Origin of the sequence: Enterococcus sp. AZ079, assembly GCF_050547255.1 — a bacterium.
In the GTDB taxonomy this organism is placed as follows: domain Bacteria; phylum Bacillota; class Bacilli; order Lactobacillales; family Enterococcaceae; genus Enterococcus_D; species Enterococcus_D casseliflavus.
In genome coordinates, this window is record NZ_CP172955.1 from 3,418,349 (window position 1) to 3,433,109 (window position 14,761).

Annotated in this window: 15 protein-coding genes and 1 riboswitch; of the genes, 14 read left to right on the forward strand and 1 reads right to left on the reverse strand. The window is 46.6% G+C overall.

Annotation, left to right across the window (positions count from 1 at the left end; translation table 11 throughout):
• Positions 1-57: 57 nt before the first annotated feature.
• The 3 genes from glmU (at position 58) to thiT (ending at position 3,430) form a co-directional block, all read left to right on the forward strand.
• A complete protein-coding gene (gene glmU / locus IGJ15_RS16300) occupies positions 58-1,431 on the forward strand; it encodes a bifunctional UDP-N-acetylglucosamine diphosphorylase/glucosamine-1-phosphate N-acetyltransferase GlmU (protein WP_010748857.1) in 1,374 nt (457 codons plus the stop codon).
• A 115-nt stretch (positions 1,432-1,546) separates the two neighbouring features.
• The gene (locus tag IGJ15_RS16305; RefSeq protein WP_005230276.1) at positions 1,547-2,521 is read left to right on the forward strand and encodes a ribose-phosphate diphosphokinase; all 975 of its coding nucleotides are present in this window, start codon (positions 1,547-1,549) and stop codon (positions 2,519-2,521) included.
• 181 nt (positions 2,522-2,702) lie between these two features.
• Positions 2,703-2,804, forward strand: a riboswitch (TPP riboswitch).
• Between the two features lie 53 nt (positions 2,805-2,857).
• The gene (thiT, locus tag IGJ15_RS16310) at positions 2,858-3,430 is read left to right on the forward strand and encodes an energy-coupled thiamine transporter ThiT (protein ID WP_010748858.1); all 573 of its coding nucleotides are present in this window, start codon (positions 2,858-2,860) and stop codon (positions 3,428-3,430) included.
• A 55-nt stretch (positions 3,431-3,485) separates the two neighbouring features.
• Here thiT and IGJ15_RS16315 read toward each other — a convergent pair whose 3' ends face one another.
• The gene (locus IGJ15_RS16315) at positions 3,486-4,274 is read right to left on the reverse strand and encodes a hypothetical protein (RefSeq protein ID WP_010748859.1); all 789 of its coding nucleotides are present in this window, start codon (positions 4,272-4,274) and stop codon (positions 3,486-3,488) included.
• A 231-nt stretch (positions 4,275-4,505) separates the two neighbouring features.
• On the opposite strand from IGJ15_RS16315, the gene IGJ15_RS16320 reads away from it, so the two are divergent.
• From IGJ15_RS16320 to rsmB, 11 genes are all read left to right on the forward strand, one after another.
• Positions 4,506-5,222, forward strand: coding sequence for a class A sortase (locus IGJ15_RS16320; protein WP_005230283.1), 717 nt, complete (start codon positions 4,506-4,508; stop codon positions 5,220-5,222).
• A gap of 75 nt (positions 5,223-5,297) precedes the next feature.
• Positions 5,298-6,962: a patatin-like phospholipase family protein gene (locus IGJ15_RS16325; RefSeq protein ID WP_010748860.1), complete on the forward strand. Its 1,665-nt coding sequence runs from the start codon at positions 5,298-5,300 to the stop codon at positions 6,960-6,962.
• Entirely contained in the window at positions 6,955-7,170 is a 216-nt protein-coding gene (locus IGJ15_RS16330) for a YdbC family protein (RefSeq protein ID WP_005230288.1), read from the forward strand. The genes IGJ15_RS16325 and IGJ15_RS16330 overlap by 8 nt, the downstream gene beginning before the upstream one ends.
• Positions 7,171-7,197: 27 nt before the next feature.
• Positions 7,198-8,082 (forward strand): YicC/YloC family endoribonuclease, encoded by an 885-nt coding sequence (locus IGJ15_RS16335; protein WP_010748861.1) that lies wholly within the window; start codon positions 7,198-7,200, stop codon positions 8,080-8,082.
• Between the two features lie 13 nt (positions 8,083-8,095).
• Positions 8,096-8,377, forward strand: a complete 282-nt coding sequence (locus IGJ15_RS16340) for a hypothetical protein (protein WP_005230307.1) — start codon at positions 8,096-8,098, stop codon at positions 8,375-8,377.
• 124 nt (positions 8,378-8,501) lie between these two features.
• Positions 8,502-9,116 carry a guanylate kinase gene (gene gmk, locus IGJ15_RS16345; RefSeq protein WP_005230308.1) on the forward strand — a complete coding sequence of 205 codons (615 nt, stop codon included), beginning with the start codon at positions 8,502-8,504 and terminating at the stop codon, positions 9,114-9,116.
• Positions 9,117-9,121: 5 nt separating this feature from the next.
• Complete coding sequence (gene rpoZ / locus IGJ15_RS16350; protein ID WP_005232977.1) at positions 9,122-9,427, forward strand: DNA-directed RNA polymerase subunit omega; 306 nt, start codon at positions 9,122-9,124, stop codon at positions 9,425-9,427.
• 128 nt (positions 9,428-9,555) lie between these two features.
• On the forward strand, positions 9,556-11,958 hold the full coding sequence (gene priA / locus IGJ15_RS16355) for a primosomal protein N' (RefSeq protein WP_010748862.1): 2,403 nt from the start codon (positions 9,556-9,558) through the stop codon (positions 11,956-11,958).
• A gap of 10 nt (positions 11,959-11,968) precedes the next feature.
• The gene (gene def, locus IGJ15_RS16360; RefSeq protein ID WP_005230314.1) at positions 11,969-12,460 is read left to right on the forward strand and encodes a peptide deformylase; all 492 of its coding nucleotides are present in this window, start codon (positions 11,969-11,971) and stop codon (positions 12,458-12,460) included.
• A complete protein-coding gene (gene fmt / locus IGJ15_RS16365; protein ID WP_010748863.1) occupies positions 12,453-13,406 on the forward strand; it encodes a methionyl-tRNA formyltransferase in 954 nt (317 codons plus the stop codon). The genes def and fmt overlap by 8 nt, the downstream gene beginning before the upstream one ends.
• On the forward strand, positions 13,396-14,754 hold the full coding sequence (gene rsmB, locus IGJ15_RS16370) for a 16S rRNA (cytosine(967)-C(5))-methyltransferase RsmB (RefSeq protein ID WP_010748864.1): 1,359 nt from the start codon (positions 13,396-13,398) through the stop codon (positions 14,752-14,754). Before fmt ends, rsmB begins: the two co-directional genes overlap by 11 nt.
• Positions 14,755-14,761 lie beyond the last annotated feature (7 nt).

Sequence of the window (14,761 nt, forward strand, 5' to 3'; positions counted from 1 at the left end):
ACTGTTTATAGGAAATTCAATGAACAAAAATCGTTCAGATTGATAGGAGTGGAATACGTGGACGCACGTTTTGCAATAATTTTAGCGGCTGGAAAAGGCACGCGCATGAAATCGAAGTTATATAAAGTGTTACATCCCGTTTGTGGCAAACCAATGGTGGAGCACATCATGAATCGAGTGGTGGAAACAAATCCTGAAGAGATCGTGACGATCGTCGGTCACGGGGCAGAAATGGTCAAAGAGCAGCTGGGGGATCGCACCAACTATGCCTTACAAGCCGAACAATTGGGTACTGGCCATGCTGTCGTTCAAGCCGAATCATTTTTAAAAGGCAAAAAAGGGACGACCTTAGTGATCAGTGGGGATACACCGTTATTGACGACGGAAACCTTGAATAACTTGTTCGATTACCACCAAGGGAAAAATGCGTCGGCGACGATCTTAACGGCGCAAGCGGCAGACCCAACAGGCTATGGCCGAATCGTGCGGGATCGTGTCGGTATCGTGGAGAAAATCGTTGAGCAAAAAGATGCGTCGATCGAAGAAGCGTTGATTCAAGAAATCAATACAGGGACGTATTGCTTCGACAATGAATTGTTATTTGACGCCTTGGCAAAATTAGATACGGACAATGCCCAAGGGGAGTACTACTTGACTGATATCATCGAGATCTTAAAGGAAGACGGCAAAATCATCGCTGCTTATCAAACCGAAGATTTTCATGAATCATTAGGAGTCAATGACCGCATCGCCTTAGCCGAAGCCAATCGCTTGATGCGTCAGCGGATCAATCGTCAGCACATGCAAAATGGCGTGACCTTGATCGATCCTGCAACGACTTATATCGACGAAGGTGTTGTGATCGGCTCAGATACCTTGATCGAAGCCTGTGTCACCATCAAAGGGAAGACGACGATCGGAGAAGATTGTGTCATTACGGCAGCTTCTGAAATTGAAGACAGCAAGATCGGCAACCAAGTGACGATCAAGGCATCGACGATCGAGGAGAGCATCATTCATGATGGCGCCGATGTCGGTCCCAATGCCCATCTTCGTCCTAATGCGGAAATTTTGGCCCATGCCCATATCGGGAACTTTGTGGAGGTCAAAAATGCGACGATTGGTGAAGGCACCAAAGTCGGACACTTGTCTTATGTTGGCGATGCGACCTTAGGCAAAAACATCAATGTCGGTTGCGGCGTAGTCTTTGTTAATTATGACGGCAAGAGTAAATTCAAAACGACTGTCGGCGACAATTGCTTTATCGGCTCTGGCTCCAATCTAGTTGCGCCATTGACCATCGAAGAGGAAACGATGATCGCTGCTGGCTCAACGATCACCAAAGATATTCCTAAACACAGTATGGCGATTGCCCGCGCCCGTCAGGAAAATAAAGCGGATTACGCGAAAAAGTTGCCTTATCTAAATTAGAAATAGCGAAATGACTTGATTTCTTAAGGAAAAATGACTACTATTTATTAGGAAGAAGATTCTAGTAAAAGGAGTCATTTTTTTCTAGATGAACGCAAAGAAAGTGGAGGTTCTCATGTCAAATCATTATTTTGATCCAAGATTGAAGATTTTTTCTCTGAACTCAAATCGTCCTTTGGCGGAAAAAATCGCAGCTGCAGTAGGTGTTGAATTAGGTAAGTGTTCAGTCAAACAATTTAGCGATGGTGAAATCCAAGTGAATATTGAAGAAAGTATTCGTGGTGCCCACGTCTACGTGATTCAATCAACCAGCAGCCCTGTAAACGATAACTTAATGGAATTGCTGATCATGATCGATGCTTTGAAGCGCGCCAGTGCGAAGACGATCAATGTAGTAATGCCTTATTATGGTTATGCAAGACAAGACCGCAAAGCGCGATCAAGAGAACCAATCACCGCAAAACTTGTAGCAAACATGATCGAAAAAGCCGGTGCGAACCGCATGGTTACACTGGATTTGCATGCCTCACAGATTCAAGGGTTCTTTGATATCCCAGTTGACCACTTGATGGGTGCACCATTGATCGCCAACTACTTCTTGGAAAGAGGCATTCAAGGCGATGACGTCGTCGTCGTTTCACCAGACCACGGGGGCGTGACTCGTGCCCGTAAATTAGCTGAGTTTCTTAAATCACCAATCGCGATCATCGACAAACGTCGTCCGAAAGCCAACGTAGCAGAAGTCATGAATATCATTGGTCATGTTGAAGGCAAAACTTGTGTCTTGATCGACGATATGATCGATACTGCGGGTACCATCACATTGGCTGCGAATGCGTTGAAACAAGCAGGTGCTAAAAGTGTCTACGCCTCATGTACCCACCCTGTCTTGTCAGGACCTGCCTTGGAACGGATCGAAGATTCTGCCATTGAGCATCTAGTTGTGACAGATTCGATTCACTTGCCAGAAGACCGCAAGTCGAAAAAAATCGATGAGATCAGTGTCGGTGCCTTGATGGGCGAAGCGATCAAACGAATCCATGAGAACAAACCAGTCAGTCCACTGTTTGAATCAAAATTATCAATTTAATCGTGTCTCATAAGCATGAGAACAACAGCCAATGGTCGGTCTTTAGCCCCTCATTGGCTGTTTTTTTCTGAGGAGTTTCAGGATGTTTTTAGAAAAAACGATCGCAGTCATGTTTCTTTTCACCAATTTATGGTATTCTTGAAAGTGACTTGCGAAATGCAAGCAAAAAATAAAATAGAATCTAATCACAAAGGGGAGTCTGCAAAGGCTGAGAATGAGAGTACTCTAAACCCTTCGTACCTGTTTCGATCATGCGAACGTAGGAATTGTGACGAGTTGAAGTGTCCAACACTTCTCCTTTGTGAATTGTGATGATTCTAAAGGAGGAGTTTTTTTTTGAAACGAAAAATGTCGCTGCAGGTGTGGACGGAAGGAACGATGATCGCTGCGATTGGGGTCGTCTTGTCGTATATCCCGATCCAGACAGCCAATTCCAGTATCGACTTGTCTCTAGGTCTCGGGCCCTTGGTCTTGTATTCGTATCGTCGCGGAGTGCTGCCGGGAATGACGGCTGGATTTATGTGGGGCTTGCTGAATATTTTGATTGGTAGTGCGATGCGTAACTTTATCACCGTTCCACAGATCATCTTTGAATACCCCTTTGCCTTTGCTTTTGGCGGGATGGGCGGCTTGTTTGCTAATAAAATCCAGCAAGCGATCCGTCAAAACAGCAAAACCGTTACGTGGTATGTCGTCTTAGGGGGCATCGTGGCGGTGATCAGCCGTTGGTTTTGGCATTATTGGGCTGGGGTCTTTGTCTGGGGAATGTACGCACCGCCAGGACAAAGTCCGTATCTGTATTCCTTGATCTTTAATGGATCATCGGTCATTATCAATATCGTTTATGTAGGGGTCGTCCTAGGTCTCTTAGTCAAGGCAGCCCCGAAATTATTTGTCCCGAAAGTTTAGTTTTAGAAATGGAACCATCAAAAAATGTCTTGATGCTCTTTGAGAAAGAGAAGCATCAAGACATTTTTTTGTCGATAAAGCCAAACGCTAGATCTTCTTGGTCGATTTCCAACGACCAGCTTTTTTTGCTGGCTGAATAGCGTAAAACAGCGATTTGATCCAGCTCTTTTTGATTGACCAGCGTGTTTTTTAAGCCAGCATCTTCTGACAGATAGATCGGGATCGTATAGGTTCTGTCGATCAATTGTTCTTGTGTCAGACAAAAGACGATGCCTTCTTGCATGATTCCCCGCAATTCTTTCAGCAAATTAAAATCGAGCTTTTCCACCGGTGTTGCTTTTTTAAAAAAGGAGAGGCGATCATTGATTTTTTCTAAGACGATGCGGGTGATCCGATCCGCCAAGATCCGATAATATTCATCTAAATAGCGATAATAAACGCGGGAACGTGCATCTTTTAAGTCAAAGAAAACAAAGTTATTTTGCAGTTTGTAAAAGAAAGGGGAGTGGAGGTGTGTCTTCATGTGGCCAAAATATAACAACTCGGAGATCTCTAAAGGCGTCAATTCTTTGACCATCTCGTAATCATTAAAATCGATCCACTTCATTTCTTCGGCAACACGACCTTTGTTGACCTGCTGAAAAAACAGTTGGACGTCTTCCATTCCGCGTATCACTTTTAAGCCCGTATGACCGTCGAATTCGCCGAAATCACTGGAAGGATCAAGCAAGAGCAAATTCTTGGGCTGATGGACGATGCTCTTGTTAAAATCTTGGGGGGCAAGCCCGCGGGTCAAGACGGCATTGCTGGTTGTATCAATATGTACGTAAATCGTGTTAGACATGCCGATCGATCCCTCCTATATACTAAGTTCATTCTACAACAAAGCGCTGAAAATTGCTTGTATCTTTTCGTTTAAAGTTATATTACAAAATAACAGAAAAAACAATTTTTAAGTTCCCTTTTTCGACAAAAAAAGGCAAATCTTGTCTTTTCGTAAAAAAACTGGCCAAAATTGGCGTCTTTATGAGGATTTTGGTATGATAAAAGAAGAAACTAATGGAGACGAAAACCTATGAGAAAAAAGAAACGCAGACTTTCGAATTGGCTGAGCAATCTCTTTTTGCTTTTGCTGTTATTGATTGGTTTAGCATTGATTTTTAATAATCAAATCAAAAATTATTTTATTAAACAAACAGGTGAAGCATACGCAGTCGGCACCATTGATCGCAGTGATGTGGAAAAAAATATGGAAGCGGAAGCGACCTTTGATTTTGATGCCGTGGAGCCGGCAAGTTCAGAAGCAGTCTTACGGGCGCAACTGAGCAACAAAGCCTTGCCAGTGATCGGCGGCGTGGCGGTTCCTAGCGTGGGGATCAATCTGCCGATTTTTAAAGGCTTGGCCAACGAGGCCTTGCTGTATGGTGCTGGTACGTTAAGTCCCACCCAAAAAATGGGGGAAGGCAATTACGCACTAGCCAGCCATCGCGCTCAATCGCCAGAGCTTTTGTTTACACCATTGGATGATGTCGCCATCGGGGCGGCTATCTATGTGACCGATCTGGAAAATATTTACACGTATACCGCGACTTCTTCTGTGCGGGTCGATCCGACCGATGTCTATTTGCTTGACGAAGTAGAAGGCCGCAAGATGATCACGCTGATCACTTGTGGCGAAATGGGCGGTGTCACCCGTCGTGTGATCCAAGGTGATCTGGAATCTGTAACGCCTGTCGACGAAGCAACGGATGAGATGCTGGCGGCATTCAACATGGCACAACGAACATTTTAATCAAAAGAATAGCTCGAGTGGTACGGCAGCTGGCGTGTCATTCGTCTATTCTTTTTTGCTTGAGGAGGCGTCTTGATGAAAGTGAAAAAACTGACTTCGATCGATTTTCTTGCACAAAGGGCAGCGTTTCAAGAAAGCCGACTCGTCTTTTCCTTTTTTGAGTCGCATTCAAAAGCGCGACGAGCCTTTCTAGCCGATATAGCGCAGCAGGGCTGGCAGATCGACAGCCGTTACGGACGTTTTTACCTTGCTGGGCAGTTTGATTTTGACCAAAAGACACTGACTATCACCAATCTGCTGGTGGAAGCGGCCGCCGATTTTACTTGGAAACAACTGCTAGCCGTGACAGAAAGCTTTGCTCGCAGTCGTTTTGTAGCAGCTGTCTCGTGGCAACTTCCTCATCGAACCCCCTTGGCTGAGTGGTTTATCCAGCAAGGGTATCAGGTGGTCCCTCAAGGGTATCAAAGAGCGCTAGCTTATCAGACGGCGCTGGTTTTAGGCGGTGGCGGTGCTCACGGGGCGTATCAAATTGGTGTTTGGCAAGCGCTGCAAGAACGGGGCACCACCTTTGAATGGATCACGGGAACTTCCGTCGGTGCCTTGAATGGCGCCTTGATTTTAATGAACGATGTGGAAGCGGCCGTCGATTTATGGGCAAATATCTCTAACGAGCAAGTATTGCACTATCCGCTTGCTTCGGTACGTGCCCAAACACTGCGGGATTTGATGAATCAAGCCAATTCGCTGGTCCGCGAAGCGGTCAAAAGCAACGGTGCCAGTACCGAACCCTTGGCAAAGCTTTTGCAAAAGACCTTTGATCAAGAAAAATTCAGCCAAACCGCTTGTCGTTTGCTGATCTGTACGACTCGTCTGCCCGATTTCAAGGAGACGGTTTATGCCTTTGATCCATCCGCAGTAGAGGAAAATCTGCATTGGTTGTTGGCATCCGCTTCATTTTATCCAGCGATGCAGGCGCAAAAAATTAACGACGCTTATTACATCGATGGCGGCTATCGCAACAACCTGCCCATCGATGTCGCTGTCCAGCAAGGGGCAACGGAATGTATCACCGTGGATGTCCAAGGACCTGGCATCAATAAAAGGACGGTTGTGACGGAAGAAACTGCGCAGCTTTCGTTGGGGTCTCCTTGGTCCTTAGGCAGCTTTTTGGTTTTTGATGCCCAGCGTTCGCTGGATAATATGACTTTAGGCTATTTGGAAACCTTGAAAGTGTTCGGCAAATACCAAGGCCATTGGTATACCTTTGAAAGGACGGTTGATTTTCAGCCGTTATGGCGGGGCTTTTTGAAAGAGCTGCGCCAGACAGACCCGCTGCTTTATCAGGAACTAAAGAAAAAAGAATTTTGGAAAAAAATGCGTAAATTCTATCAACAGGATGTGCCATTTGAGCAGTGGGGGCGTATACTGATAGAGTGTACCGCGAAAGTATTGTATCTAGCGCCTACAGTGATTTATGAGCAGGAAACGATTCTAACGGCTTTAGCTGAAAAAATTGCGCTAAAGGCAGTGGAAGAAGCCGATGCCTGGTCGATCACCGAGTGGCTGAGCTATTATCGCGACCGTTTTTTTGTCTTGTCCGAGCAAAACCGCTTTTTCTTTTTTTATCGGACGCAGCAATTGAATCTGCCCGCCCTTCAGCAGATTCGTCGGCGTTACCCACTGACTGCTTTAATGGCAGCGTATAGTCACTATCTTTTGAAAGGAGCAGAAAATGGATAAATTTTCGTATGAAATCGTTGAAGAGATCGCCGTGCTTTCGGAAAATCAAAGAGGCTGGCGCAAAGAATTGAATTTGGTGAGCTGGAATGGGCGCCCGCCAAAATTTGATCTGAGAGATTGGGGCCCAGAGCACGAGAAGATGGGCAAAGGCGTGACCTTATCCAATGAAGAATTTGCAGAACTTAAAAAAGCCCTGCTTTCCATGTAAGAAAGCAAAACGGTGAGGAGTGATCAAATGAAAAGTATGACTGGTTTTGGCAAAGGCAGTGCAGAAACGCCAGATGTGCAGATCGAAATTGAGATCAAAAGTGTCAATCAGCGCTTTTTGGACCTGCAGCTGCGAATGCCCAAACAATTGAATCCTCTAGAAGGTGCTTTACGGCAGTCGATCAAGCAGACCCTCCAGCGAGGACGAATCGAATTGTATGTGACGTTAAAAGAAAAAACCACAAATACGAAACAGATCGAGATCCAATGGGACTTGCTGGAACGTTTCATGCAGGAGATCGATACCGAAGCCAAAGACCGTTTTGACCTAGCAGAGCTGCCAAAAGCAGCATTGCTGGAACAATTCCTGCTCCATGAGGCCTTTCTAACGATCTCTGATCAAGAGCCAGAAGAAAGCACCTTGGCCGATGGCGTGATGGAAGCATTAGATCAAGCGCTGGCAGCGATCGATCAAAGCCGCTGGGTGGAAGGGCAAGGTATTCTGCAGATCTTGCAAGAAAACCAGCGACAGCTGCAGGAAAAGCTGACAGAACTCAAACAATTCGTGGCCCTCTATGAGGCGGACTACCAAGAACGCTTTGAAAAGAAACTGACTGCTTATTTAGGGGAAGAAGTCGATCGCGATCGTTTACTGACAGAGTTGGCGATTTTATTAGAACGCGGCGATATCCACGAAGAACTGGATCGTTTAAGTATCCATTTAACGACGATGACGGAGCTGCTGGCAGCTGAGACACCGATAGGTCGAGAGCTGGATTTCTTGATCCAAGAGATGAACCGAGAAGTCAATACGATTGGCTCAAAATCAAGTCCGATCCAAATCAAAAACAGTGTCGTCCAAATGAAGACGATCATTGAAAAAATCAGAGAACAAGTTCAAAACATCGAGTAGGAGGAATGAACCAATGAAATATTACGATATCACCTTTCACGAACTAAGCGGAAAAAATGTCATTAAGCGCAGTATTCCTTCTGACAAAGAGAATTTCTCTGCGTGGGAAGATGCTTGCGTAGCCATCGAGCCAGATTTTCTCCATCTATTAGTTGATGGCGTAGCTGTTTCTTTAAATCGTCGGTACATCGTACGTATCGATTGCCAAGAAGTGACGGATCCTACTGAAAAAGCGATCACCGCTAAAGACGAATTGGCAGGGGTCATCAATACCTTAAGCAACATGGGCTTTTAAGAAAGCGGCCGAAGTGTAGACTAGCAATTTCATGAAATTCCCATTATAATAAAGTAGTTCTTGAAAGTTGCTGAAAAAAAGTGCAAAATAGACGTTAAGCAAATGTCAGTGAAAGGACGTCATTATGTCAGAGCGAGGATTACTTATAGTTTTATCAGGACCTTCCGGAGTAGGGAAAGGGACCGTGCGCAAAGCAATTTTTGAGAGTGACGACAACGATTTTCAATATTCCGTTTCAATGACCACTCGTCAAAAACGCGAGGGGGAAGTGGAAGGGGTCGATTACTATTTCCGCACGCGTGAAGAATTTGAAGCCTTGATCGAAGCCGGTGAAATGCTGGAATACGCCGAATATGTCGGCAATTATTATGGAACCCCATTATCTTATGTCCAACAGACACTGGATCAAGGAAAAGATGTGTTTTTAGAGATCGAAGTGCAAGGGGCAAAACAAGTAAAAGACAAAGTTCCCGATGGTGTGTTTATTTTTCTGACGCCACCTGATCTGGCAGAATTACGCTCTCGTATTACAGGAAGAGGAACCGACTCTGCCGAAGTGATCGATGAACGGATGCGTGTCGCCCGTGAAGAAATCGAAATGATGGCTTTGTATGATTATGCCGTTGTCAATGATGAAGTACCTAAGGCAGTCCAACGAATTCGCGAAATTATTTCGAGTGAACATTTTCGCGTTGACCGAGTGATCGGAACCTATATCAAAATGTTAGAGGAGCTGTAAGAAATATGATGTTAAAACCTTCAATCGATTCTTTGTTGGATCGTGTCAATTCAAAATATTCATTAGTGATCTTAGCAAGCAAACGGGCGCATGAACTTGACGCCGGTGCGCAAGCAACACTAGAAAACTTTGATTCAGTGAAAAGCGTGGGTCAAGCACTTGAAGAAATCGAAGCGGAATTAGTCGTTAATGATCCGCATCCAGAAATCAAGCGCGCCCGCTTGAAAATGGAACAAGAAGAGCGCAAAGCGCAAAAAGACCAAGAACAAAAAGAATTAGAAGCGCGTATCCGCGACGAACAAAAGCTATAGACAAAAGCAAGCTAGAGCACGCCTGTGTTCTGGCTTTTTCTTTTGAATGATGATGGTTAAATTTTTGTAAGGGGTACAGACAAACCCCCACCCATTTAGTAAAATAGAACCTAAAAGGAGGAGAAGAAATGGCGTACATAGCAGAAGTGATCGTGGATGTTCCCACGATGCAGACCGATCAGCCTTTTACCTATCTGATCCCATCAGAATTACAAGCCGCCATTGAGACAGGGATGCGGGTCGAAGTGCCATTTGGCAAGGGCGACCGCCATATTCAAGGGTTCGTCGTCGGCCTTTCAGAAATTGCCGAACCGCAGCAGACCTTAAAACCAATCGTTCGTTTGTTGGATTTGTCGCCTGTCGTCAATGAAGAACTTCTCCAATTAGCCGACTACATGAAGGAAACGACCTTTGCCTTTAAGATCACTTGCTTGCAGACGATGCTGCCTAGTGTGATGAAAGCCGAGTACCAAAAGCAGATCGTTTTGCTGGAAGGAAATCATCCCATCAAAGAATATTTTCCCGAAAACGGCATCCTCAGCTGGCAAGACGCCGAAAGTGCTGGGCTGCTGCCGCAGTTGAAGCCTTTGCGAGAAGCCGCAGTAGTTGAACTGCAGTATCTCGTGAAAAATAAAAACAAAGCGAAAATGACCCGTTACATTGAACGCAAGATCGATCCAGCAGAAATCCCCGCCGTCCAGCAACAGCTGCGCAAAGGGGCCAAACGCAAGCTGGAAATCTTACAGATTTTGACAGAGGAAGCCCGCTTGCCGGTTTCCTTTTTTACCGAACAAGGGATTTCCACCGCGGCTTTGAACCAAGCGCAAGAAGCTGGTTGGCTGACCTTTACGGAAGTTGAAGCCTACCGCGATCCTTACAAAGACCGTCAATTTCAAAAAACGGTCCCGCTTGAATTAAATGAAGAACAGGCAGCTGCAGTAGCGCAAATCACTGCTTGTGCGGATAACCAAGAGGCACAGACTTTTTTACTGGAAGGGATCACCGGCAGTGGAAAAACAGAAGTCTACCTGCAAGCGATCGCCCAATTGCTGAAACAAGGCAAAACCGCGATCATGCTCGTGCCAGAGATCGCGTTGACTCCGCAAATGGTCGAACGCTTTAAAAGTCGTCTCGGCGACGCAGTGGCTGTTTTACACAGCGGCTTGTCCCAAGGTGAAAAATACGATGAATGGCGTAAGATCGAACGTGGGGAGGCGCAGGTGGTGGTTGGCGCCCGCTCGGCGATTTTTGCTCCGTTGAAAAACATCGGGGTCATCATCGTCGATGAGGAGCACGAAGCCTCCTACAAGCAAGATGAAGCCCCTCGTTACCATGCGAGAGATTTAGCGATTTGGCGCAGCCAGTACCATCACTGTCCAGTGGTGTTAGGCAGTGCGACGCCGTCATTGGAATCTCGTGCTCGGGCGCAAAAAGAAGTCTACCGCTTATTGAAATTGAATCAGCGGGCAAAAACCAGTGCGCAATTACCGCAGATCGAAGTCGTGGATATGCGTACCGAATTTGCCAACAAAAAGTATCAAACCTTTTCTCGTCCGTTACAGGAAAAAATCACAGACCGCTTGGCCCGCAAAGAACAGATCGTCTTGCTGCTGAATCGGCGCGGCTACTCTTCCTTCGTGATGTGCCGCGATTGCGGGTATGTTTTGCCTTGCCCAAATTGCGACATCTCCTTGACGCTGCATATGGATACCAAAACGATGCGTTGTCATTATTGCGGACATGAAGAACACATCCCCCATCGTTGCCCCAACTGCAATGCAGACAAGATTCGGTATTACGGAACGGGTACGCAAAAAGTGGAAGAAGAGTTGAAGGAACTGTTTCCCGAAGCGCGGGTCTTACGGATGGATGTCGATACCACCCGCAAAAAAGGCGCCCATGAAAAAATCTTGACCTTGTTTGGGGAGAAAAAAGCGGATATTTTGTTAGGGACTCAAATGATCGCCAAAGGCTTGGATTTCCCTGATATCACACTGGTAGGGGTCTTGAATGCCGATACCGCCTTGAATTTGCCAGATTTTCGTTCGAGTGAACGGACGTTCCAGCTGTTGACTCAGGTCAGTGGTCGGGCAGGTCGGGCAGAAAAAACCGGCGAAGTGGTGATCCAAACATTCAACCCTGAGCACTACGCCATCCAATTGGCGCAGTCGCAAGATTACGAAGATTTCTATCAAAAAGAAATGTGGATGCGGCACCAAAGCGGCTATCCACCGTATTATTTCACCGTCAAAATCACCTGCAGTCATCCCGAAGAGCAAGTCGCAGCTCAGAAGATGTTTGCGATCGCGCGGGATCTGCAGCAGGAGCTGTCACCGCAAAGTATTTTGTTGGGTCCGGCACCCAGTGCGATTTTGCGGGTGAAAAACCGTTATTACTACCAATTGATCATTAAATACAAAAATGAACCGCAGCTACCTGCTTTGTTGACCCGTCTGTTGGATCAAAGTCAAATCGATCAGCGCAAAGGATTGTACGTGTCGATTGACCAAGAGCCGTTGAATTTTATTTAGAGGAGAAAATATGCGTTATCCTATTATTATCACCCCCGATGAACGTCTTCGTCGGCAAGCAAAACCCGTCAAAGTTATTACCGATGAGCTCGTTCAGCTACTAGACGACCTTTATGAAACGATGGTCGCCCACGACGGGATCGGTATTGCCGCACCGCAAGTCGGCAAAAACCTGCAAGTGGCGATCGTTGAAGTCGAAGAAGACGACCGCTTTGAAATGATCAACCCTGAGATCATCGCTTCTTCTGGTGAATCCCTCGATGTGGAAGGCTGCTTGAGTATTCCCCACACCTTTGGGACCGTCAAACGAGCAGACGAGATCACTGTCCGCTATTTCGACCGAGAAGGAGAGGAAATGGAAGTGGAAGCATTCGGCTACTTGGCGCGTGCGATGCAGCATGAGATCGATCATTTAAATGGCGTGCTGTTTGTCGACAAGCTCGTCGAACGCATTCCTGAAGAAGACTTAGAAAAGTATATGGAGGAACATGAAAATGACTAAAATCGTCTTTATGGGTACCCCGGCGTTTTCCGTCCCAATTTTAGAAGGCTTGCTTGAAGCCGGCTATGAAGTGGCAGCAGTCGTGACCCAGCCGGATCGTCCCGTCGGTCGCAAAAAAACCATCACTCCGACCCCCGTCAAAGAAGCGGCGATGAAGCATGGCTTGTTGGTTTTACAACCAGAAAAAATCAGTGGGTCACCAGAAATGGAGCAGATCCAAGCTTTGGCACCTGATCTGCTGATCACGGCAGCTTTCGGCCAATTTTTACCTAGTGCTTTACTAGAAGTACCAAAGCATGGCGCTATCAACGTTCATGCGTCCCTACTGCCGAAATACCGTGGCGGAGCACCTGTGCATTATGCCATCATGGAAGGTGAGCAAGAAACGGGTGTAACCATCATGGAAATGATCAAAAAAATGGATGCTGGCGGTATTTTTGCTCAAGCTCGTTTGCCGATCACGGCCCAAGATGATGTGGGGACGATGTTTGATAAGTTGAGCCTATTAGGCAAAGACTTGCTGCTGGAAACTGTGCCGAAAATCTTGTCGGGAGAGCTGCAGCCTGTCCCGCAAGAAGAAGCAAAAGTCACCTTTTCACCAAATATCAGCCGTGAACAAGAAGCCATCGACTGGCAGAAAACGGCGGTGCAAATCGATGCCCAAGTCCGAGGCATGCGACCATGGCCGATCGCCTTTACGACACAAAATGGCAACCGCTGGAAACTTTGGCAAGTAACACCGCTGGAGCAAACGACGACAGCCCAGCCAGGAACGATCATTGAACGGACGAAAAAAACGTTGCTGATCGCTTGTGGGGAAGGCACGGTATTGGCTATCGATGAATTGCAGCCAGCTGGAAAAGGCCGACAAGACATTGCTGCATTCTTAAACGGCAGTGGACAACAGATTCAAAAAGGGGATCAGGTAGGTACCTATGAAGCGTAATCTTGGAGACATACAATATACAGTGCGCTTTGTGGCACTAGAAGCGTTGTTGCGAATCGAAAAAGGCGGCGCTTATTCCAATCTACTGCTGCGGGAATTGATGAATCAAGGGCGTTTAAATGACAAAGACGGTCGCTTGCTGACTGAATTGGTGTACGGCACCATCAGTCGTCAGCTTTTATTGGATTATTATTTGGATCGGTTTATTAAAAATGCCCGCAAAGTCGACCCGTGGGTCAAAACGCTGCTGCGGCTTTCCTTGTATCAGATGCTGTATCTCGATAAAGTACCCGCCCATGCCATCATTCATGAAGCCGTGGATATTGCGAAAGCCAAAGGCAATCCGGGAACTGGAAAATTCGTCAATGGCGTCCTGCGCACGATCCAACGACAAGGAGTGCCAGACTTGGCATTGATCAAAGACCCAATGGAACGTTTAGCAACGGAAATCAGTTTGCCCCTGTGGCTAACGAAGAAACTAGTCAAACAAATTGGGATCGAAGAAACCAGTGAGCTGGGCTATGCCCTATTTGAACCCAATCATGCCAGTGGTCGTATCGATCTGCAGCGCATCTCGCAAGCAGCAGCGATCGAACGGCTACAAGAAGAAGGCATCGACGCACGACCAAGTGAGCTTTCCCCCTATGGGGTTGTGGCTGACAAAGGCTTTATGGCGGGCTCGTCCCTCTACAAAGAAGGTTTACTGACGATCCAAGATGAAAGCTCGATGCTGGTTGCCCCCGTTTTACAAGTAGCCCGAGACCATCAAGTACTGGATGCCTGCGCAGCACCAGGAGGCAAAACGACCCATATCGCTGCCTTCTTGTCTGCCGCAGAGGGCGGCAAAGTGACAGCATTGGATATCCATGCCCATAAGGTTAAGCTGATTCAGCAAAATGCCCAACGTTTAGGCGTCGAAGCAGTTGTGGAGACCCGCGTGATGGATGCGCGGGAGACGGCTCAAACCTTTGCACCCGAACAATTTGATCGCATCTTAGTGGATGCCCCTTGTTCTGGATTAGGGTTGATGCGCCGTAAACCGGACATCAAATACAGCAAGACGGAAGCCGATTTCCAACGCTTGCCGCAGATTCAGCGAGAGATTTTGGAAAGTGCCGCCCCAACCCTGAAAAAATCGGGTATAATGGTCTACAGCACATGCACGATTCTAGCGGAAGAAAATCAACAAGTCGTGGCAACGTTTCTCGCTGACCATCCTGAATTTGAGCAAATGCCTCTTGCGGTAGGACCGCTGGCAGCCGAAGCGGTTCAAGAGGATATGTTGACGATCTATCCGCAAGATTTTATGACAGATGGCTTTTTTATCAGTTGTCTACGCAAAAAGTAACGAGGTG